The organism is Mesorhizobium sp. WSM4809 (assembly GCF_055811655.1).
In genome coordinates, this window is the sequence record NZ_JBVVQW010000016.1 from 39980 (window position 1) to 60486 (window position 20507).

Genomic DNA, 20507 nt, shown 5'->3' on the forward strand with positions numbered 1-20507 from the left:
GGCTCCGCCTCAGCGGATGCCGCACCAGTCGATGACCGAAGCGGCGATCACCTTGGCGGTCTCGACCACCGATTCGACCTCGACATATTCGTCGGAACCGTGAAACCCGTCGCCTGACGGCCCGAAGATGACACCGTCGACGCCGGCGCCGGCATAGTGCGCGGCATCGCACACGGCGACGAAGCCGCGCGCCTGCGGCGCCTTGCCGACCATGGCCTTGCGCTTCATCAGCGATGTCACCAGCGGATGATCGACCGGCGTGTTCATCGGCGGGAAATACAGCCCGCCGAGCTCCCATTGGATCGCAGGCGGGTTGTCGCGCAGCCACGCATCGGTCTGGGCGAAATGGTGGACGAACGTCTCGAAATCGCGGCGGTAGTCGGCCGAGTTCTCATCGGGCAGGAATTTCATGTCGAGATCGAGCACCGCGACGTCGGGAATGATGGCCGGGTTGGTCATGACGATCGGCAGGCCGTGCTGGCCAAGGCCGGTTCCGCCATGCATGACGCCGATGTTGATCGTGTTCATGCCGAGCGGCAGCAGCGGATGCGATTTCGCCCGCGTCCGATCCAGCTCATACTGGCGCACGGCGGCGATGAAGCGGGCGGCGATCTCAATGGCGTTGACGCCCGGCTCGAGCCGGTCCTTGTCGTGGCGCTGCGGATAGATCTCGTTGTAGCGCAGCGCCGAATGGGCGTTGCGCCCGCGGATCGTCACCCGCGCCCATTCGAGCCCGCCTTCGACCGGCAGGACATCGCCCCAGGTTGGTTCGGCGACCAGCACCGCCTTGGCGAGCTTGCCCTTCTTCACCGCGTCCATGGCGCCGAAGCCGCCGGCTTCCTCGTCGACGACCGAGTGGATGGCGAGCCGGCCCTGCAACGTGATGCCCGCCTTGCGGATCGCGCGCGCGGCGGCGATGCAAGCGGCGACGCCGCCCTTCATGTCGACCGCGCCACGGCCATAGAGGCGGCCATTGGTGATCTCGCCGCCGAACGGATCGACCGACCAGTCCTTCATCGCCCCGACCGGCACCACGTCGATATGGCCGCACAGGATCAGGCTGCGGTCCTCGTCTCCCGCCCATTCGCCGACCAGATTGGGTCGGCCGGGCAAGGCATCCCATTGCTCGGTCTTGAAACCGTCCTGCTTGAGGATCGGTTCAAGCAGCGCCTGGACATCCGCCTCGCGGTTGATCGCCGGGTTGGGCTCGAATTTGGGATTGACCGAAGGGATGCGAACCATGTCGCGGGTCAGCCCGATCAACCAGTCGCGATCGGTCTCGATCTCAGCCTGCACGGCATCGATGGTGGTCTGGTTGTCGGGCATCGTCGCTTCCTTCTCTGCGTCGCGGCGCTTTGCATCGCTGCACTGGGCGCAACGACACTATTTCCTTGTGGTTTTGGTTTTGGCGGCGTCGTCGGCCGATGACGACAGGACGGTATCGAGCGTGACCGCATTGGCACTGCGGATCTTCTCGATGTCCTCGATGCGCTTGCGCACCCCGGCGCCGTGGCCTTCCAGCGCGTGGGCGAACACGGTTTCCATCTGGGCAACGGCCGTCGCCAGCGTGTCGAACGGCGAGTTGGCGTCGATCGCGGCAACCATGGTCAGGTCCGCTATGTCAGATATCGGCGACAGCCAGACATCGGTGAACAGCAGGATGGAGACGCCGCGCTCCTTGGCCTGCTGGGCAAAGCTCACCACGTCCGACTGATAGCGCCGGTAGTCGAACACGACGAGGAGGTCGCGCTTGCCAAGGTCGATCAACAGGTCGAAATCGGCGGGGCTCAACGAACCGATGTCGCGCACGCCGGAGCGGAACTGCAGGAGGTAGCCGGCCAGCATGGAGGCGATATGCCGGCTGAACCGGCCGCCCAGCAGCACGACCTGGCCCTTGCTCTCGAGCAGCATGTTGACGGCGCGCGTGTAGGCCTGCACCGGCACTGCCGTGCGCGTGCGCTCCAGGCTGTCGGAAACCGAATGGAAATAGGCAAGTGCGGTGCCTTCGCTGGAGCCGCCCGGACGCTTGGCCTCCATCATCAAAAGCGGCGAATGCAGCCTGGATTCGACTTCGGTGAGCAGGCGTGCCTGGAAATCGGCAAAGCCGACATAGCCAAGCTTGCTCATCAGCCGCGTCACGCTCGGGTCGCTGACGCCGGCGCGCCGTGCCAGCCGGGTCGCGGTGCCCAGCCCCGACATCGGATAATCAGCGAGCAGGACCTGGACGATCTTCTCTTCCGCGGAGGTGAACGCCACGGTCGTATTGGCCAGTTCTTCGCGGATCGACATTGTCATCGCCCATCGCCGACGGAAAGACGATTATCTTACAATTTCATACATGTTTGTCAAATTTGGAACTTCTCTTACAGAGCAATCGAGAGTTCGGCATGACTTGCTATCCCATGGCAGCCAAGCCAATCGTGCAACACATCCACGTAGGCTCGAACGAGGGCTGGCGTCTATTTGAAGCTGGCGATGGGCAGGAACTTGACCGCGGAACCGGTGAAGCGCCGGTGATCGGAGGTCTGTCCTCGCGGCTGGAATCCATCGAGATAGATGTGCTCCGGCGCTGTGCGGATGAGATTGGCGGCAATGACGGGCGCCGCCGCAGTGCTAGCTTCGCCGGCGATGCCACGATCTGTCTCAATCGGCCGGGACAACGCTGCCGGCACGATGACCGCGGTGGCTTCGGGATCGAGATTTGGCTGGACACGGTCGGCCTTCGGGCTGGTCCTGACGCGATCTTCGGGCTTCGATTGGGCAACCGAGACCCGCTGGCCGGCCAACCCATTGTGGCCGTCATCGGCGCGGTTCAAGGCCAGCAATGCAGCGACCGCATCGCCTGATTTGTCTGCTTCAAGCTGGCGCGTCGGGCTTTCCGGTCGCCATGTCGGCAACGGGATGTTGAACGCCACCATGTCCGGCGCGCCGCCCGCGGGACCGGCCGACTTGCCCGAGGGAATTTCAGCATCGGTTGCTGTTGGATTGGCCAGTTCGGCCCGCGCGGTGGAAGCGTTGGCTGCTGCAAGCGGCGCGAGTTGCGGGGTCGGAATGCTGGTCGTGGACCCGCTGCGCGGGGCGAAGGCTGGCAGCGGCACCGAGCCCGGCGCCATGGCCATGACGATCGCTTCAGGCGTCTTCCCTTCCGGTCCAATCGGCGATTCTTCGGCCCTATCGACGGAAGCCATCTGGATGTCGGCGCGCTGGGCATCCTGCGGCGGCACGATTGCGATGCCGGCGGGCCTGGGTTCAACGGACTTGGCCGGCTTGCGTGGCGCCGGCACCGCTTCGGCGACATCATCGGTCTCGTCCGCACCGCGGCCACCCAAAAGCGTCGCCAGCAGGCCGCGCGCCGGCCTGCGTTGGCCGCCGTCGGCACTTGCCAGGTCGATGTTGGGCGTGCCGGCGCCCTTGCGCGATTTGTAGGCGGCAAACGCCTGCCCATAACCGGGCAGCGGTTTGCCGTCGCTCGGCACATGCAAGGTGTTGCCGTTCGGGAATACCCTTGCGAGTTCCTGGCGGCTGATGCCCGGCCAATGCCGCACATTGCCGACATCCATATGTATGAAAGGCGAGCCCGAGGTAGGGTAATAGCCTACGCCGCCGCCCTGCATCTTCAGGCCGATGTCGCGCAGCTTCTTCAGCGGCACATCCGGCAGGAAGAAGTCCATCGCACGGCCAACCATGTGTTGGCTTTCCCGAGCCACGCCCTTCGAGCGGCTGCGCAGCATGGCGTTCGTCGCTGGCGACCGATAGGCGCTGACCACGTGGATATAGGCTCTCGAGCCGCTGGCGCGATAGGCCTGCCAGACAAGATCGAGCAGGCGCGGATCCATCTTCGTCGGTTCGTTGCGACGCCAGTCGCGCAGCATGAGATTGATCTTCTTCAATCCCGCCGGATCATAGCGCCCATTGCGCTTGAAGACGATTTCAGCCTTCTCGCCCGTATGGAGATGTTGAATCTTCAAAGCACGCGTCTCCGCGAACGCGCCGGTGACACACAGGCAAAGGAACGCTGCGATGATGGCAGGCAGTGTCCAAAGACGGGAAGCACGGGGGGCGTTTTGCACGTTTTCGCTCACGTTCATGCCTTGCACGTTCTTGTTTCGGGCGATTTCAGGTTCCGCCCAGATGAAGAGCCTTTCAGCCCTCTTCCTGACAAGCATGGACTTGACCGACGCAGACAGGCGTCCATGCCACAACACGTCATGTTGATGAACAGCATCTTGGTTAACGAATCGTGTCGCTTCCGAGAACGCGTTTCGGCTGGAGTTGCCTGTGGCAGCCATTTTCTGGAGCAATGCACGGCTGATGAGGTCCGCCAGCACGACGGCCGCGCCGTTCCCATGTAGCCGCCTCGCCCTCGCAAATGCAGAGAACGAATGTGCGGCAACAAGGATGTTGGAAACTGGTGCTGCGAGAGAGGATTGAACTCTCGACCTCTCCCTTACCAAGGGAGTGCTCTACCACTGAGCTACCGCAGCCGCTGATGGCGGGGCTTCTGCCATATCGAACCGGCAAGCGCAAGGCCAAGCGCAACGCTTCTGTGAAAGCCTTTGCCGGATAGCTTTTTAAGACATGGCAGTGCCACAATGTTGGCTATCCCTGAACAGCAAGCTGGTGGGTCGCCGGCGGCGACGGGGCGATGGACGACAAGGCAATTCCAGTGAAAAAGGATGGTCCACCGAAAAACAGCGCAACAATCCGCAAGGATCGGCTGGCCGAGCAATTGCGCGCCAATCTGCAGAAGCGCAAGGCGCAGTCACGCTCGCGGCGCACCGGCGATGCCGACGAGCGGCCGGACGGGCTCGCTGCATCGAAGGAAATACAAAAAGATTAACTCAAATCGGCCACTCTTGGCCCGGGGTGGGCGAAATCCCATTTCTTGAACCAGCGTAATTCTTGAACCAGATTGGCCAATGGTCTAGACGGGCCGCTACTCAAACGATTGAACCGGCCCTTTTTGGCCGAGAGGGACGTTCTTCCATGGATCGCATCAGAATTGTCGGGGGCAACAAGCTCTCCGGAAGCATTCCGATCTCGGGCGCGAAAAACGCGGCGCTGCCTTTGATGATCGCCTCGCTTTTGACCGACGACACGCTGACGCTGGAAAACGTGCCGCATCTGGCCGATGTCGAGCAACTGATCCGCATCCTGGGCAACCACGGCGTCGATTATTCGGTCAATGGCCGCCGCGAGAAGCAGAATGAGGGCTATTCGCGCACCATCAACTTCTCCGCGCGCAACATCGTCGACACCACAGCGCCCTACGAACTGGTGTCGAAGATGCGCGCCTCGTTCTGGGTGATCGGCCCGCTGCTGGCCCGCATGGGCGAAGCCAAAGTGTCGCTGCCGGGCGGTTGCGCCATCGGCACGCGGCCGGTCGATCTGTTCCTCGAGGGCCTGCAGGCGCTGGGCGCCGATATCGACGTCGACACCGGCTATGTCATCGCCAAGACAAGGAATGGCCGGCTTGTCGGCAACCGCTACATCTTCCCGAAAGTCTCGGTCGGCGCCACCCATGTGCTGATGATGGCCGCGGCGCTCGCCAAGGGCGAGACGGTGCTGGAAAATGCGGCTTGCGAGCCCGAGATCGTCAACCTCGCCGAGTGCCTCAACGCCATGGGCGCGAAGATTTCCGGCGCCGGCACGCCAACCATCACCATCGACGGCGTCGAATCGCTGTCGGGTGCGCGCGTGCGCGTCATCCCCGACCGCATCGAGACCGGCACCTATGCCATGGCCGTCGCCATGACCGGCGGCGACGTCGTGCTCGAAGGCGCGCGGCCGGACCTGCTGCAGACGGCACTGGACGTGATCGCCCAGACGGGTGCGGAGATCACCCCGACCAATTCCGGCATTCGTGTGAGGCGCAACGGCGCCGGCATTTCGCCGGTCGACGTGACGACAGCGCCGTTTCCGGCCTTCCCGACCGATTTGCAGGCGCAGTTCATGGGCCTGATGACGATGGCCAAGGGCAAGTCGCGGATCACCGAGACGATCTTCGAGAACCGCTTCATGCATGTGCAGGAACTGGCGCGGCTCGGCGCTCATATCACGCTTTCGGGCCAGACGGCGATCGTCGACGGCGTGCCGAAACTGAAGGGCGCGCCGGTCATGGCGACCGATCTTCGCGCCTCGGTGTCGCTGGTCATCGCCGGCCTGGCGGCGGAAGGCGAGACCACGGTCAACCGCGTCTACCATCTCGACCGCGGCTTCGAGCGGCTGGAAGAAAAGCTGTCCAACTGCGGCGCGGTGATCGAACGGATTTCGGCGTAGCCCGCGACCTCGGCTCCTCTCCAGCAACGCAGGAGATTGGCGAGATCCTTCGCGGCAGCGTCCTTCTCCCCGTCACTATACGGGGAGAAGTGCCCGGCAGGGCGATGAGGGGCAGCGCAGACCTGCAGCTGTTGGTGCGGTTGCACCGATCGCCAAGACCGCCTAACAGAAGGCTGAACAATCAACCTTCAGGTGCGAAATCCGCATGACCGGCCTTAAGCTTATCGCGCTAGACGACCAGGACCTGAGCATCGTTTCGGCCCACGTCCAGGATGCCGTGCTGAAAGTCAGCGACCTCGAATTCCTGCCTGCGGCCAAGCGTTTCCTGCTGACCATGAACCGTTTCGTCTGGGAGGCAAAATCCGGCCTGTTTCGCCAGCACAATGAGCGACGGCAGGCCGTGCTGCATTTCGACCGCGTGCTCGGCGCCAAGACCAGCGGTATCGACCGCGACAAGCCTGCGGAAGTCCTGTCGCTGCTGGCGATCAGCTTCATCGAGATCAGCAAGCCGGCCGGCATCGTCGAGCTGATCTTCTCGGGCGGCGGTGCGATCATGCTCGACGTCGAATGCATCGAGGCCCGCCTTGCCGACATTGGCGGGGCGTGGGAAGCCACCTCGCGCCCCATCCACAAGGCCTGAGCGTCCGATGGCCATCACGCTTCGTCAGTCCGACGCCGATTTCGAGCAGCGTTTCGCCGCCTTCCTGTTGACCAAGCGGGAAGTGTCCGCCGACGTCGATGCAGCGGTGGGCGCCATCATCGCGCGCGTGCGCGCCGAGGGCGACGCGGCGCTGATCGACTATTCACGGAAATTCGATCGCGCCGATCTGGCTGGACTGGGCATCGCCGTTTCGAAGGACGACATCGCCCAGGCCTACAAGGCCGCCGACCCAAAGACGATCGAGGCGCTGGAATTCGCGCGCGACCGCATCCGCTCGCATCATGAGCGGCAGCGACCAAAGGATGACCGCTATACGGATGCCGCCGGCGTCGAGCTCGGCTGGCGCTGGACGGCGGTCGAGGCGGTTGGGCTCTATGTGCCGGGCGGCACGGCGAGCTATCCAAGCTCGGTGCTGATGAACGCCGTGCCGGCCAAGGTGGCCGGCGTCGAGCGCATCGTCATGGTCGTACCGGCGCCGGGCGGCATCATCAATCCGCTGGTGCTGGTGGCGGCCGACATATCAGGCGTGTCGGAAATCTACCGTGTCGGCGGCGCGCAGGCGATCGCCGCCCTTGCCTACGGCACCGAAACGATCAGGCCGGTCGCCAAGATTGTCGGCCCGGGCAATGCCTATGTCGCGGCGGCCAAGCGCCAGGTGTTCGGCGCCGTCGGCATCGACATGATCGCCGGGCCGTCGGAAGTGCTCGTCGTGGCCGACGGCAGCAACGATCCGGACTGGATCGCGGCCGACCTGCTGGCCCAGGCCGAGCACGATGCATCGGCGCAATCGGTCCTGGTCACCGACGATTCAGCCTTCGGCATCGCTGTCGAACAAGCCGTCGAGCGCCAGTTGCAGAGCCTGCCACGCGCCGAGACGGCGGCGGCGAGCTGGCGTGATTTTGGTGCGGTGATCCAGGTGTCGACCATCGACGCCGCGCTGCCGCTGGTCGACCGCATCGCCGCCGAACATGTCGAACTGGCCATCGACGACGCCGAGGGCTTCCTGTCGCGGATGCGCAACGCGGGTGCGGTCTTTCTCGGCCGCCACACGCCGGAAGCCATCGGCGACTATGTCGGCGGCTCCAACCATGTGCTGCCTACGGCGCGCTCGGCGCGCTTCTCGTCCGGTCTGTCGGTGCTCGATTTCGTCAAGCGCACGTCGATCCTCAAGCTTGGACCGGAACAGTTGCGGATCTTGGCGCCGGCGGCGATTGCGCTGGCCAAGGCGGAAGGCCTTGACGCGCATGGGCGCTCCGTCGCCATACGGTTGAACATGTAGGCGGCGATGTCTGGCCCCGATCAAACCCGCGCCAGGCTGATCGATGTCGAACTCGATGAATCGATCGGCCGGTCGACACCCGATGTCGAGCATGAACGCGCGGTGGCGATCTTCGACCTGATCGAGGAGAACAGTTTTCAGCCCGTCAATGACAGCGGCGACGGCCCTTACCGGCTGAAACTGTCGCTGGCCGAGCAGCGCCTGGTGTTTGCCGTGGCGCGCGAGGATGGCACCGCCGTCGTCACCCATATCCTGTCGCTGACGCCGCTCAGGCGCATCGTCAAGGATTATTATATGATCTGCGAAAGCTACTACGACGCCATCCGTTCCTCGACGCCGAGCCACATCGAGGCGATCGACATGGGCCGCCGCGGCCTGCACAATGAAGGTTCGCAGACGCTGATGGACCGGCTATCCGGCAAGATCGACATCGACTTCGATACGGCGCGCCGGCTGTTCACGCTGGTCTGCGTACTGCACTGGCGGGGCTAGCCCTGGCACCCGGCGCCCTGCCCCGTTCGATCCTGTTCCTGTGCGGCATGAATGCCGTGCGCTCGCCAATGGCGGAGCAACTGGCGCGCCGCATGCTGCCGGCCACCGTCTTTGTCGCTTCGGCAGGCGTTCGCGCCGGCGAGCGCGATCCATTCGTCGATGCGGTGCTTGCCGAAGACGGTCTCACGCTGGGCGGGCGTCACCCAAGGACGATGGACGATCTCGAGGACGACTATTTCGACCTCATCGTCACGCTGGCGCCGGAAGCGCACCACGCCGCACTTGAACTCACCCGCTCGCTCGCTGTCGAGGTCGAATACTGGCCGACGCCGGACCCGACCGACGCCAGCGGCACCCGCGAACAGATCATGGCTAGTTATCGCGACGTGCGCGAGCGGCTGAAGGTGCGCATAGGCCGACGTTTTCTGCTTCCAGGAGCAAAAAACGCGACGGATTAAGCGTGTTCACAAGCGGACGATTATCATATAGGTTCCGCCGAAATTCCGGCCAGGGTGCTGGAACTACCATCCAAGCAAAGGTATCGAATGCCGAAGGAAGAAGTCCTCGAGTTTCCGGGTGTCGTGACGGAATTGTTGCCGAACGCGATGTTCCGGGTAAAGCTCGAAAACGAACACGAAATCATCGCCCATACGGCCGGCCGCATGCGCAAGAACCGCATCCGCGTGCTGACCGGCGACAAGGTTCTGGTCGAGATGACGCCATACGACCTGACCAAGGGCCGCATCACCTATCGTTTCAAGTAAGCAAAGCCCGACTGGTCCGCGATGAGCATTTTGCAGAAGCTGGTGCTTGCCTCGGGTTCGCCGCGCCGGATCGAGCTTTTGCAGCAGGCCGGCATCGAGCCGGACCGCGTGCTGCCGGCCGATGTCGACGAAACGCCGCTGCGTGCCGAGCATCCGCGCTCGCTGGCCAAACGGCTGTCGAGGGAAAAGGCCGAGAAGGCGTTCGCCTCGCTGCAGACCGAAGCCGACTACGCGCCGGGTTTCGTGCTGGCCGCCGACACGGTGGTTGCCGTCGGGCGGCGCATCCTGCCCAAGGCGGAAACCCTCGACGACGCTGCCAACTGCCTCGGGCTGTTGTCGGGCCGTTCGCACCGGGTCTATTCCGGCATCTGCCTGATCACCCCGGGTGGCAAGCTGCGCCAACGGCTGGTCGAGACGCGGGTGCGTTTCAAGCGGCTGCCGCGCGAAGAGATTGACGCCTATGTCGCCTCGGGCGAATGGCGCGGCAAAGCGGGTGGTTACGCGGTCCAGGGCCTCGCCGGCGCCTTCGTCGTCAAGCTGGTCGGCTCCTACACCAACGTCGTTGGCCTGCCGCTCTATGAGACCGTCGCGCTGTTGAGCGGCGAAGGCTTCAAGGTGCATGGCGGCTGGCTGGCGGGACCCCGGCTGTGAATTCCGATCCCAAAGTCACGCCCTTGCGCCCGAAGCGCCCCTGCCCCGAATGCGGCAAGCCCTCGGCGCGCGACACCTTTCCGTTCTGCTCGACACGCTGCAAGGACATCGACCTCAACCGCTGGCTGAAGGGCGCTTACGTCATCAAGGCTCGCGACGACGAGGAAGAAACGGACCCCGACGATTCGAAATGAGCCGGGCGCCGCCGATCAGGCGGCGGCCTCGCTCTTGCGGTTCGTCCGCGCCCAGGCCGGCAGCCAGTCACCGTGGGCGGCCAGGAGATCATCGACCAGGGACCAGATCTGGTCGAGATCGAGTTCGGCCGCGGTATGCGGGTCCATCATCGCCGCGTGGTAGATGTGCTCGCGGTTTTCCGTCATCAGCGCCCGCACCGTCAGTTCCTGCACGTTGATGTTGGTGCGCATCAGCGCGGTCAATTGCGGCGGCAGCTCGCCGATATAGGTCGGCTTGATGCCTGAGGCATCTACCAGGCACGGCACTTCGGCGGCGCAATCGCGGGGCAGCGAGGTGATGCAGCCATTGTTGCGGACATTGCCGTAGATCACTGACGGCTCGCCGGTCCAGACCGAATTCATGATCGACGAGGCATATTCCTTGGACTGCTCGACTTCGATGCGATCGGCCGAGCGATAGGCCTCAGCCTGTCCCTTCCAGCGCTCGATCTGTTCGATGCAGCGCTTGGGATACTCATCCAGCGGGATGCCGTACTTCTCGATCAGGTCGGGGCGCCCTTCCTTGATGAAATAGGGCGTGTATTCGGCGAAATGTTCCGAGCTCTCGGTGACGAAATAGCCGAGCCGGGTCAGCATCTCGTAGCGCACCTTGTTGGGGCAGCGCGGGTTCCAGCCGGGCTTGGGCGCGCGGCCTTCGCGATAGGCGCGCACGAGATCTGGGTAGAGGTTGCGGTAGGAACCGTCCGGCTGGCGATGCTCGAACTTCAGGTAGAACGCCATGTGGTTGATGCCGGCCGAGCGATAGCGGATGTCTTCGTAGGGAATGTCGAGGTCTTCAGCCAGTTCCATGGCCGTGCCTTGCACCGAATGGCAGAGGCCGACCTGCCTGATGTCGGGATATTTCTCCGATATCGCCCAGGTGTTGATCGCCATCGGGTTGACATATTGCAGCATGATCGCCTGCGGGCAGACGGCGAGCATATCTTCACACACCTTCCACAGATGCGGCACGGTCCGGAGGCCCCGCATGATGCCGCCCACCCCCAGCGTGTCGGCGATCGTCTGGCGCAGGCGGTATTTCTTCGGCACCTCGAAGTCGGTGACCGTGCAGGGCTCATAGCCGCCGATCTGGAAGGCGACGACGACGAAATCGGCGTCGGCCAGCGCCTTGCGCTGGTCCGAATGGGTCTCGGTCTTCGCCTTGACGCCGAGCGTCGCGATCAGCTTGTTGACGACGATGGCGCTCTCTTCCAGCCGCTGCGGATTGATGTCCATCAGCGCGATCGTCGCGCCCGAAAGCGACGGGCGCTGCAGCACGTCGCCGACAATGTTCTTCATGAACACCGTCGAGCCGGCGCCGATGAACGTGATCTTGGGATTCCTTGCCATGCTAACCTCCGGCATATGTTCAGGCCACGTCGAAAGCGGCCCTGACGAGCCGTTCGGTGTAGGCGGTCTTGGGATTGGACAGGACGTCGTCGACGGGGCCCTGCTCGACGATCTTGCCGTTCTGCATGACGATCACGCGATGGCACAGGGCGCGCACCACCTTGAGGTCGTGCGAGATGAAGAGGTAGCTGAGGCCGCGCTCGTCCTGCAGCTTGCGCAGGAGGTCGATGATCTGCGCCTGGACGGAGAGGTCGAGCGCCGATGTCGGCTCGTCGAGCAGGATGAATTCGGGTTCGAGCGCGATGGCGCGGGCGATGGCGATGCGCTGCCGCTGGCCGCCGGAGAATTCATGCGGAAACCGCGACAGTATATCGCCCGGCATGCCGGCGCTGACCAGCGCGTCGCGCACCCGTTCGACCCGCTCGCGCCGCGTCGCCCCTATGCTGTTGACAATCAGCCCTTCCTCGATGATCTGGCCGATCGTCATGCGCGGGTTGAGCGAGGAAAACGGATCCTGGAAGACGATCTGCATGCGCGAGCGCAGCGGCCGCATCTCGGCACGCGACAGGCCATGGATCGGCTTGCCGTCGAAATGGATCTCGCCGCGCTTGGCGTCGATCAAGCGGAGCAAGGCCTGGCCGAAGGTGGTCTTGCCGGAGCCGGATTCGCCGACCAGCCCCAGCGTCTCATGGCGACAGAGTTTCAGGCCGAGATCGTCGACGGCGACCAGTTCTCGCCAGTCCGGCTTCAGGAAGGTGCCGTGGCGCAGCATGAATGAGACGTGCACGCCGCTCGCCTCGAGGATGGTGCCGCAGCCCTCCGGAAGGGGTTTCGGCTGCCCATGCGGCTCTGAAGCCAGCAGCCGTCTCGTATAGGGGTGCTGTGGGTTGGCGAACAGCCGTTCGGTGACGTTGTGCTCGCACATTTCGCCATGCTGCATGACATAGACGTAGTCGGAGAACTGGCGCACCACGGTCAGGTCGTGGGTGATCAGGATCACCGCCATACGCAGCTCTTTCTGCAGGCTGCGGATCAGGTTCAGGATCTGCGCCTGGACGGTGACATCGAGCGCTGTGGTCGGCTCATCGGCGATCAGCACATCGGGATTGTTGGCCAGCGCCATGGCGATCATCACCCGCTGACGTTGCCCGCCCGATAGCTGGTGCGGGTATTGCTTGAGCCGCGCGGCGGGATCGGGAATCTGCACATGCTGCAGAAGTTCCAGTGCGCGCGCCCAGGCCTGCTTGCGGCTGACTTTGCGATGCACCCGGATCGCCTCGACGATCTGGCTGCCGACCGTATAGATCGGGTTGAGCGAGCTCATCGGCTCCTGGAAGATCATCGAGATGCGGTTGCCGCGCAGCTTGCGCCGGGCGCTCTCGGGAAATTTCAGGATGTTTTGCCCGTCATAGCAGACGCTCGATCCGGGGGACACGGTGGCGCGCCGCGACAGAAGGCCCATGACGGTGCGCGCCGTCACCGACTTGCCCGAACCGGATTCGCCGACGATGGCGATCGTCTCGCCGCGATAGAGCTGAAACGAGATGTCCTTGACCGCGTCGACGACGCCATGCTCGACCTTGAAGGCCACGGCGACGTTGCGAGCATCGATGATCGGCTGGCCCTGGCGTCCGTCATGGTCGTGACGGACGGTTGGTGCGAAGGATTCGGCGAGCGCGACGGTCATCTCAGCACCTCAATAAGGGTCGACGGCGTCACGCAGGCCGTCGCCCAGCGCGTTGAAGGCAAAGACGGTGACGAGCACGAAACCGACCGGCGACAGGATCCACGGATAGGTGCCGATGACGGAATAGGTCGCGGTGTCCTGCAGCATCAGGCCCCACGAGATCAGCGGCGGCTTGACGGCGAAGCCGAGGAAACCGAGGAAGGATTCGAGCAGCACCACGGTCGGGATCGCCAGCGTCACGGCGACGATCACGTGGCTCATCACATTGGGGAAGATGTGCTGCATGATGATGCGCCGGTCGGTGGCGCCGACCGCCATGGCGGCGCGCACATACTCGATCCGCGCCAGCGCCAGCGTCTTGCCGCGCACCTCGCGCGACATCTGCGCCCAGCCCAAGGCCGACATGACGATGATGACGAAAGCCAGGAAGACGTTGGTGGGAGCGGTGACCGGGATCAGCGTCGTCAGCGCCAGATAGAGCGGCAGCTGCGGGAAGGCGAGCACCAGTTCGACGAAGCGCTGCATCCAGACATCGAACCTGCCGCCAAAATAGCCGGAGACCATGCCGACGGTGGTGCCGATGACGGTGATGATGAAGACGACCGTCAGCGCGATCATCAGCGAGACGCGCGAGCCGTGGATGGCGCGCGACAGCACGTCACGGCCGAACTTGTCGGTGCCCAGGAAATGCACCGGCTGGCCGTCCAGCGAGCCGAACAGATGCCGGTCCGCCGGCAGCAGCCCGAACAGCTTGTAGGGCGCGCCATGCACGAAGAAACCAAGCAGCCTTGGATGGTCGTAGTCGGGACCGACGACGGGCTGGAAAGTGACCGGATCGAGGTCCGCCGAATCGGCCAGCGCATAGACCCTCGGCCGTGCGGTGAAACCGCCGTCTCTGTCATGGAAAACAGGCACCTGCGGCGGAGCGAAGCCGACATCCGTGACCTTCGGGTCCATTGGCGCGATGAACTCGGCGAACACGGCCATCAACAGCAGCAGCACGACGAGCCAGAGCCCGGCCATGCCGGTCCAGGAGCGCTTCAGCCGGCGCCAGACAAGCGCGATATAGCTTTCGTTGCCGCGCGCCGGTTTGGCGACGATGGGACCTTCGGCCGGCAGCGGTGGAGGGGATGGATCGCGCGCCAGCATCTCAGCGCTCCCCGAACTGGCGCACGCGCGGATCGAGCAGGACGAGCAGCATGTCGGCGATGATGTTGCCGACGATCAGCGTCGCCGACAGCACCATCATGAAGGTGGCGGTGACATAGACGTCGCCGACAGCCATGGAGCCGACGATCGCCGGGCCGACCGTCGGCAGCGCGAAGATGATCGCGGTCTCGATCTCGCCGGTCAGCATATAGGGCAGCACCACACCCTGATACATGATGAGCGGATGCAGCGCGTTGGGCACGGCGTGGCGCATGACGACGGCGGCACCCGTCAGCCCCTTGGCCCTGGCCGTCTCGACATATTGCGCGTTCAGCGTATCGAGCAGATTGCCGCGCATGACGCGCATATTGTAGGCGAGGCCGCCGAAAGTCGCGATCGCCACCACCGGCCAGACATGCTTGACCAGGTCGACGAATTTGGCCCACGACCACGGCGCGCCACCATATTGCGGCGAGAAGAATGAGCCGATCTCCGACACGTTGAACTGGAACACCAGGAGATAGACGATGATCAGCGCCATCAGGAAGCGCGGCACCGTCATGCCGAGAAAAGAGATGGCCGACAGTGTCGAGTCGATCCAGGTGTATTGCCTTGTCGCCGCCCATATGCCGAATGTGATGCCCAGCACCGAGGCCAGCAGATGGCAGACCAGCGCCAGGAGGAGCGTCCGCGGCAGGCGCTCTCCGACCACGTCGGCGACCGGTTTGTTGTAGTACAGGCTGTAGCCGAAATCGCCGCGGGTGACGATGCCACCGATCCAGTTGAGATACTGGAGAGGCAGCGGCTTATCGAGACCATGCTCGATGCGATAGGCCTTTGCCTGCGCGTCGGCCTCGGCGAAGGAGGCTCCACCCTGGTTGATCGCCTGCGAGCGGATGTAGTCGGCATAATCGCCCGGCGGCGCCTGGATGATGGCAAAGGTGGCCAGGCTCAAAATGGCGAGGACCGGGATTGCCGACGCTATGCGCGTGAGCAGGAATCGCAGCATGGACGGTTCGTTTCCTTGTCTCGCCGATCGCGCCCTTGGTTGCGTCCGGAGGTTGGTTTGTCCGGACGCGCCAGCGGCGCGGCCGGAGGTCTCTCGGTCAGGGAGGTAAACCTAATTCATCGGCCCCTTCTCTCCGGGTTTGCCGGGCAACTCCTCGGGGAACAATTCGTATTTCGCCTGCTTGTCGGCCGCGACAAAGACCCGTTCGCGGATGATCGAATCCTCGGCCCAGTTGAACATGAAGATCGGCGTGCCCTGCGGAATGTTCGAGAAGCGCTTGTTGACGATCAGCGCGCCGGGATATTCCGTCAGGCCGACATTGTAGACGTGCTCCGTCGAGATCTTCTGGAATTGTTTCATCAGGCTGGCACGCTGGTCGTTGTCCTGCGTCGAGACGAACTTGTTGACGATATCGACGAGATCCTTTTCGAACGGCATCACATCGACCTCGCCGTTCTCCGGCGCCCGATGGTCCCAGCTGGTGCGCGGGCCGACCGGGGCAAGCTGCACGGTGTTCTGCACCACCGACGTCAGTTCCTGTTCGTTGCGCCGGACCAGCCAATCGAAGCGGCCCGAATATTGGGAAGCGTCGCGCTGGGTGCCGTTGAGGCCATTGAGCACGACCCGAAGCCCGAGCTTTTCCATCTGGGCGACGACGCCTTCGGCAAGGCTCTTGTCGGTCGTGTAGTCGTTGTTGACCAGCATCACGATCTCGACATTCTTGCCGCCGGCGGTACCGGAAGGGAAATTCACGAAGCCGTCGCCATCCGTATCCTTGAGGCCGGCCTTGGCGAGTTCCGCCTTGGCGCCCTCGAGGTCGAAGGGGTAGTAGACCGTCGAAGCGCGGTCGTAGAAGCTGGTTCCTGACGACAGGCCGCCGGGATAGATGGCGGTGAACGGCCCCTTGACCAGCGAGTCACCGAGCGCCTTGCGGTCGAGCGCCATGGTGACGGCCTTGCGGAAATCCTCGTTGCGGTTCAGCTCGCGGATCGCCTGGCCGCGTTCGTCCGGATTGCCCCAGCCATTCGCGGAAAAATTAAATCGCAGATTGTAGCCGATGAGCCGCGGGCCGAAAGCAAGACGGGCCGGTGCGTTCGCCTCTGCCGCACGCTTCAGCGAGGCGACGAAGTTTTCCGGCTGCTCCAGATTGGAAAAATCGGCCGCGCCGGCCACCGCCTGGACGTCGCGATCGGCCCAGGTCGACAGCTTGTAGTGCAGTTCGTTGAGATAGGGCAGCTGGTTACCCTTCTCGTCGACCTTCCAGTAATAGGGATTGCGGCGCATGACGATGATGTCGTCCGGCCGGTATTCGACCGGGACCCAGCCACCCATCACCGGCATGTTCATGAATTCCGGCGGGAAGGCATTCTTGAACTGATCGTAGGTGTTCTTCGAGTATTTCGGATGCTGCGGCTTCAGGATGTGCGCGGGGCCAGGACAGAAAGTGCCGTAGGCCATGGCGTACAGGTACTGCTTCGGGAAGGCATCCTTGAAGGTCCATTCGACGGTGTAGTCGTCGATCTTCTTCAGCGTCGTGCCGACGCCGAAGCTTTCCGGCGTGGCGCCGTTCAGCGGCGAGACGTTGGGATCGACCACCTCGTCGTCCCAGTAGAACATGACGTCGTCGGCATTGAACGGCACGCCGTCCGACCACTTCGCTCCTTCGATGAGGTGCATGGTCAGCTTGTGGCCATCGCTCGACCAATCCCAGCTCCTGGCCAGGTTCGGCAGCGGCTCGGTGTCCTTGGCCTCGACCTGGAACAGCGGGGCGGTGCGCGTCAGGCATTCGGAGAGGCCGATGTCGATGCCGCCCCAGCCTTGCGTCTGACCGGCGCCGTAGTTCCAGCCTTCCGGCCGCCCGCCGATGACGTGGCGCATCGTATCGCCATAGACGCCGATGCCGTCCTGCATGTTGCCCTTCTTGAAGACCAGCGGCTCCTTCGGCAGCCTGTCCTTCACCGGCGGCAGCTTGCCGGTCTTGACGTATTTCTCGGTGACCCAGTCGGGCTCGTGATATTCGGGGAGCGCCTTGAACTCCAGGATCGAGTCTCGCGCGACATAGTTGATCTTGCCTTCGGCGGGAAACGGTGTCGGCGCCGGCGGAACCGTCGGTTCGGAAGCGTAAGCACCGAGTGCCGAGACCGAGACGCTCAGCGTCAGTCCGGCAGCAAGGCCGATATTGCGGAAATTCCTCACGGTCTCTCTCCCTCTTGTTTGTCCGGAGCGTTTGCACCCGCTCCGCCTCTCCTCGAATTCAAACGGCTTCGTGGCAGTGGATCCGCCTCCCATGGATCCACCATCACCGCATGAATTCCAGCCGGCCCGTCTCAGCCGGCCCGTCTCAGCCGGCTCGTCTCAGCCGGCTTGCTTCAGCGCGGCTTTTTCGGCGCGTAATTCCTCGATCGAGCGAACGCTGCGCCGTGCGGCGCCCGCCCACTCGCGGGTCTTCACCTGGGATGTCGACAGCCGCTCCCTGGCCGCCGGAACCGCATGGGCATATTGCGGCAGCCAGGCCGCCTGGGCGACGACCATTTCGTCGACCATTTGCCAGACCTCTTCCGGCGTCGAAACCGCGCCGACCAGCGGGTCATGCAGCACGGCGAGCTTCAGAAGATCGATGTCGCCTGATATCGCGGTATGCACCGACATGCGCTGGACATTGATCGAGGCGATGCAGGTGGCGGCGCAGGCCTCCGGCAACGTGATGCCGGCGGCCATGTTGATGCCAAAACGGTCGACGAAGCCGGGCGACTCGATGATGGCATCCTGCGGCAGGTTGGTGATCACGCCATTGTTCTTGACGTTGAAGTGGCCGCGATAGACCCGGTTGGTCTCCAGCGCCTCCAATATGTGGCTGGCATGCTCGTTGGAGCGCTTCGCCCGGTCGATCGGCTTTGACGCCGCTTCGAGGAACTGCGGATATTCCGTCTCGAACCAGTTGCGGGTTTCGGTGGAGTAGCGGAGATAGCCGCCTGTCTCGCCGTGAATCCAGTCGGACATATCGATCCAGCGCGTGATCTCGTCGGGACGTTTGCGGTACCAGGGCAGATATTCGGAAAGATGGCCGTTGCTCTCGGTCGAATAGATGCCGAAGCGCTTCAGAACGTCGATGCGCAGCTTCTCCTGCCTGGAATAGACCGGATGCGCCTCGAAAGCGGCCACCAGTTCGTCCTTGCCGATGGGACGGCCGTTCAGGCGCAGGTCGATAAACCAGGTCTGGTGGTTGATGCCGGAACAGACATAGTCGAGTTCCTGCGTGGACTTGGCGCCCAGCACCTCGGCGATCTGTTCGGCGCCGTGCTGGACGCCGTGGCAGAGCCCGACAGTGTCGACCTTGCCGTATTCGATCGCCGCCCAGGTGTTCATCGCCATCGGGTTGGCGTAGTTCAGGAATTTGACGTTCGTCTCGGCGACCTCGCGCATGTCCTTGCAGAAATCCAGGATCACCGGGATGTTGCGCTGTCCATAGAGAATGCCGCCGGCGCAGATCGTATCGCCGACGCATTGGTCGATGCCGTATTTCAGGGGAATGCGGATATCGTCGGCATAGGCTTCGAGACCGCCGACCCTCACGCAACTGATGACGTAGCGTGCGCCTTCGAGCGCCTTGCGGCGGTCGGTCGTCGCCGTCACCCTGGTCGGCAACCTGTTTGCCTCGACGATCCTGTCGAGGATCGCCTTGATCATCTGAAGGTTGTGCTCGCTTACATCGGTGAGCGCAAATTCGATGTCCTTGAATTCGGGCACGCACAGGATGTCGGTGAACAATTTCTTGGTGAAGCCGACGCTGCCGGCACCGATGATAGCGATTTTGAAACTCACCAGCCGCACCTCATTCCATTTCGAATTGCAGGCAAGGAATGACAATGGGAAGCTGTTGCCACATGCCGTGGCATGTGTGCAGGACAAGCCGGAAACCGGCTCGCCAACCTCCCTGTCCGCTCCTCGACTGCGGATCTCTCTCGCTTTTCGACGGCGATTATGCGCTTATTCGCGAGCGCGACCAGAGAAGGATTATGCTTTCAAGGGTAATTTTGTGCTGCAGGATTTGATAAACAACGGACAGTCCATGCGCACGATCTCGCTGCCGCGCGGCCGCCAGCGCCTGCACGCCATGCCGACGAGCACGGGCTATGAAGTGCGCGAGGACGAGATCTACGACTGGGATGGGCGCAGGCGCGGCCAGACGCCGTTCACCGTGCTCCAGCACACGATCAGCGGAACCGGCCGGCTGCGCTACGAGAACCGCAATTACCGCCTGCAGAAGAACGACACATTGCTGGTGCTGGTGCCGCACAACCACCGCTACTGGCTGGCCGGGGATGAGCGCTGGGAATATTTCTGGATTTCGATGAACGGCGAGGAGGCGCTGCGCATCCACAAGTCGATCCTCAGCGTCTCGGGTCCGGTATTTCGGCTGCAGCAGGCGACGATCGATCATCTTGCCGATTGCAGCTTGCGCCTGATCAAAGGCGCCGCTTCGCCGGGTGCTGCTTCGGCGGTCGCCTATGAGGCTGCGATGGCGCTCTATGACGATGTCTTCGGCTCCCATGCCTTTGCCGAAAAACAGAGCGCCATGCAGCCGGTCATCGATCACATCAATGCCAATCTCGACAGGCCGCTGCCGGTGGCGGACCTGGTCCAGATCAGCGGCCTCAGCCGGGCCCATTTCTCACGCTGTTTCGCCGAGAGCGAAGGCTTGCCGCCGGCCGAGTTCGTGCTGCAGCAGCGTCTGCAACGCGCGGCGAAGCTGCTGACCAAGGCGGATTTTCTGCCGGTGAAGGAGGTCGCCATCCTGTGCGGCTTCGAGGACGCGAACTATTTTTCAAAAGTCTTCCGCCGCTGCTACGGCATCACGCCGAGCCAATTCCGCACCACCGGCATGTATGCCAATTTGCGGACACCGGCCAGGCGTGGCGTCAGGGCGCCTGATGACGAGACCTGACGCCGCGA

At 63.4% G+C, this 20507-nt stretch carries 19 protein-coding genes and 1 tRNA gene; 10 read left to right on the plus strand and 10 right to left on the minus strand.

The features are described from left to right. Positions 1-9: 9 nt before the first annotated feature. The 4 genes from AC0L24_RS27440 to AC0L24_RS27455 all read right to left on the minus strand — a co-directional run bounded on the left by AC0L24_RS27440 (position 10) and on the right by AC0L24_RS27455 (position 4484). Positions 10-1326 (minus strand): M20 family metallopeptidase, encoded by a 1317-nt coding sequence (locus tag AC0L24_RS27440; protein ID WP_127396604.1) that lies wholly within the window; start codon positions 1324-1326, stop codon positions 10-12. A gap of 57 nt (positions 1327-1383) precedes the next feature. After that, complete coding sequence (locus tag AC0L24_RS27445) at positions 1384-2289, minus strand: MurR/RpiR family transcriptional regulator (protein WP_127396608.1); 906 nt, start codon at positions 2287-2289, stop codon at positions 1384-1386. A gap of 170 nt (positions 2290-2459) precedes the next feature. Next, positions 2460-4088, minus strand: coding sequence for a peptidoglycan L,D-endopeptidase MepK (locus tag AC0L24_RS27450; protein WP_245481802.1), 1629 nt, complete (start codon positions 4086-4088; stop codon positions 2460-2462). A gap of 321 nt (positions 4089-4409) precedes the next feature. Beyond that, positions 4410-4484, minus strand: a tRNA-Thr gene (locus AC0L24_RS27455). A gap of 161 nt (positions 4485-4645) precedes the next feature. Between AC0L24_RS27455 and AC0L24_RS27460 the strand changes: the two genes are divergently transcribed. The 9 genes from AC0L24_RS27460 to yacG all read left to right on the plus strand — a co-directional run bounded on the left by AC0L24_RS27460 (position 4646) and on the right by yacG (position 10320). Then, the gene (locus tag AC0L24_RS27460; protein WP_127268678.1) at positions 4646-4840 is read left to right on the plus strand and encodes a hypothetical protein; all 195 of its coding nucleotides are present in this window, start codon (positions 4646-4648) and stop codon (positions 4838-4840) included. A gap of 146 nt (positions 4841-4986) precedes the next feature. Beyond that, complete coding sequence (gene murA, locus AC0L24_RS27465) at positions 4987-6279, plus strand: UDP-N-acetylglucosamine 1-carboxyvinyltransferase (RefSeq protein ID WP_127268679.1); 1293 nt, start codon at positions 4987-4989, stop codon at positions 6277-6279. Between the two features lie 205 nt (positions 6280-6484). Further along, positions 6485-6919 carry a DUF2948 family protein gene (locus tag AC0L24_RS27470; RefSeq protein WP_127268680.1) on the plus strand — a complete coding sequence of 145 codons (435 nt, stop codon included), beginning with the start codon at positions 6485-6487 and terminating at the stop codon, positions 6917-6919. A gap of 7 nt (positions 6920-6926) precedes the next feature. After that, a complete protein-coding gene (gene hisD, locus AC0L24_RS27475; protein WP_127396016.1) occupies positions 6927-8219 on the plus strand; it encodes a histidinol dehydrogenase in 1293 nt (430 codons plus the stop codon). Between the two features lie 6 nt (positions 8220-8225). Then, positions 8226-8711: a UPF0262 family protein gene (locus tag AC0L24_RS27480; protein WP_013530198.1), complete on the plus strand. Its 486-nt coding sequence runs from the start codon at positions 8226-8228 to the stop codon at positions 8709-8711. Beyond that, positions 8699-9169 carry an arsenate-mycothiol transferase ArsC gene (locus AC0L24_RS27485; RefSeq protein ID WP_127272356.1) on the plus strand — a complete coding sequence of 157 codons (471 nt, stop codon included), beginning with the start codon at positions 8699-8701 and terminating at the stop codon, positions 9167-9169. Before AC0L24_RS27480 ends, AC0L24_RS27485 begins: the two co-directional genes overlap by 13 nt. A gap of 87 nt (positions 9170-9256) precedes the next feature. Next, entirely contained in the window at positions 9257-9475 is a 219-nt protein-coding gene (infA, locus tag AC0L24_RS27490) for a translation initiation factor IF-1 (RefSeq protein WP_006200926.1), read from the plus strand. Positions 9476-9496: 21 nt separating this feature from the next. Beyond that, positions 9497-10126 (plus strand): Maf-like protein, encoded by a 630-nt coding sequence (locus AC0L24_RS27495; protein WP_127269084.1) that lies wholly within the window; start codon positions 9497-9499, stop codon positions 10124-10126. Beyond that, positions 10123-10320 carry a DNA gyrase inhibitor YacG gene (gene yacG / locus AC0L24_RS27500; protein WP_127269085.1) on the plus strand — a complete coding sequence of 66 codons (198 nt, stop codon included), beginning with the start codon at positions 10123-10125 and terminating at the stop codon, positions 10318-10320. The genes AC0L24_RS27495 and yacG overlap by 4 nt, the downstream gene beginning before the upstream one ends. Before the next feature lie 15 nt (positions 10321-10335). Here yacG and melA (AC0L24_RS27505) read toward each other — a convergent pair whose 3' ends face one another. From melA (AC0L24_RS27505) to melA (AC0L24_RS27530), 6 genes are all read right to left on the minus strand, one after another. Continuing rightward, complete coding sequence (gene melA, locus AC0L24_RS27505; RefSeq protein WP_473564407.1) at positions 10336-11709, minus strand: alpha-galactosidase; 1374 nt, start codon at positions 11707-11709, stop codon at positions 10336-10338. A 19-nt stretch (positions 11710-11728) separates the two neighbouring features. Next, the gene (locus tag AC0L24_RS27510; protein WP_256746002.1) at positions 11729-13396 is read right to left on the minus strand and encodes an ABC transporter ATP-binding protein; all 1668 of its coding nucleotides are present in this window, start codon (positions 13394-13396) and stop codon (positions 11729-11731) included. A 9-nt stretch (positions 13397-13405) separates the two neighbouring features. Beyond that, complete coding sequence (locus tag AC0L24_RS27515) at positions 13406-14545, minus strand: ABC transporter permease (RefSeq protein WP_127319546.1); 1140 nt, start codon at positions 14543-14545, stop codon at positions 13406-13408. 1 nt (position 14546) lies between these two features. Then, positions 14547-15554 (minus strand): ABC transporter permease, encoded by a 1008-nt coding sequence (locus tag AC0L24_RS27520; protein ID WP_127807904.1) that lies wholly within the window; start codon positions 15552-15554, stop codon positions 14547-14549. A gap of 111 nt (positions 15555-15665) precedes the next feature. After that, entirely contained in the window at positions 15666-17750 is a 2085-nt protein-coding gene (locus AC0L24_RS27525; RefSeq protein ID WP_127807905.1) for an ABC transporter substrate-binding protein, read from the minus strand. Positions 17751-17909: 159 nt separating this feature from the next. Then, positions 17910-19376 carry an alpha-glucosidase/alpha-galactosidase gene (melA, locus tag AC0L24_RS27530; RefSeq protein ID WP_127807906.1) on the minus strand — a complete coding sequence of 489 codons (1467 nt, stop codon included), beginning with the start codon at positions 19374-19376 and terminating at the stop codon, positions 17910-17912. Between the two features lie 247 nt (positions 19377-19623). Between melA (AC0L24_RS27530) and AC0L24_RS27535 the strand changes: the two genes are divergently transcribed. Further along, entirely contained in the window at positions 19624-20499 is an 876-nt protein-coding gene (locus tag AC0L24_RS27535; protein WP_127397671.1) for an AraC family transcriptional regulator, read from the plus strand. The last annotated feature ends 8 nt before the right edge of the window (positions 20500-20507 follow it).

What these genes read in the sequence shown, in the direction of transcription:
- AC0L24_RS27440 (WP_127396604.1), bottom strand. Translation starts at nt 1,326, where the DNA reads ATGCCCGACAACCAGACCACCATCGATGCCGTGCAGGCTGAGATCGAG.
- AC0L24_RS27445 (WP_127396608.1), bottom strand. Translation starts at nt 2,289, where the DNA reads ATGTCGATCCGCGAAGAACTGGCCAATACGACCGTGGCGTTCACCTCC.
- AC0L24_RS27450 (WP_245481802.1), bottom strand. Translation starts at nt 4,088, where the DNA reads ATGAACGTGAGCGAAAACGTGCAAAACGCCCCCCGTGCTTCCCGTCTT.
- AC0L24_RS27460 (WP_127268678.1), top strand. Translation starts at nt 4,646, where the DNA reads ATGGACGACAAGGCAATTCCAGTGAAAAAGGATGGTCCACCGAAAAAC.
- murA (WP_127268679.1), top strand. Translation starts at nt 4,987, where the DNA reads ATGGATCGCATCAGAATTGTCGGGGGCAACAAGCTCTCCGGAAGCATT.
- AC0L24_RS27470 (WP_127268680.1), top strand. Translation starts at nt 6,485, where the DNA reads ATGACCGGCCTTAAGCTTATCGCGCTAGACGACCAGGACCTGAGCATC.
- hisD (WP_127396016.1), top strand. Translation starts at nt 6,927, where the DNA reads ATGGCCATCACGCTTCGTCAGTCCGACGCCGATTTCGAGCAGCGTTTC.
- AC0L24_RS27480 (WP_013530198.1), top strand. Translation starts at nt 8,226, where the DNA reads ATGTCTGGCCCCGATCAAACCCGCGCCAGGCTGATCGATGTCGAACTC.
- infA (WP_006200926.1), top strand. Translation starts at nt 9,257, where the DNA reads ATGCCGAAGGAAGAAGTCCTCGAGTTTCCGGGTGTCGTGACGGAATTG.
- AC0L24_RS27495 (WP_127269084.1), top strand. Translation starts at nt 9,497, where the DNA reads ATGAGCATTTTGCAGAAGCTGGTGCTTGCCTCGGGTTCGCCGCGCCGG.
- melA (WP_473564407.1), bottom strand. Translation starts at nt 11,709, where the DNA reads ATGGCAAGGAATCCCAAGATCACGTTCATCGGCGCCGGCTCGACGGTG.
- AC0L24_RS27510 (WP_256746002.1), bottom strand. Translation starts at nt 13,396, where the DNA reads ATGACCGTCGCGCTCGCCGAATCCTTCGCACCAACCGTCCGTCACGAC.
- AC0L24_RS27515 (WP_127319546.1), bottom strand. Translation starts at nt 14,545, where the DNA reads ATGCTGGCGCGCGATCCATCCCCTCCACCGCTGCCGGCCGAAGGTCCC.
- AC0L24_RS27520 (WP_127807904.1), bottom strand. Translation starts at nt 15,554, where the DNA reads ATGCTGCGATTCCTGCTCACGCGCATAGCGTCGGCAATCCCGGTCCTC.
- AC0L24_RS27535 (WP_127397671.1), top strand. Translation starts at nt 19,624, where the DNA reads ATGCGCACGATCTCGCTGCCGCGCGGCCGCCAGCGCCTGCACGCCATG.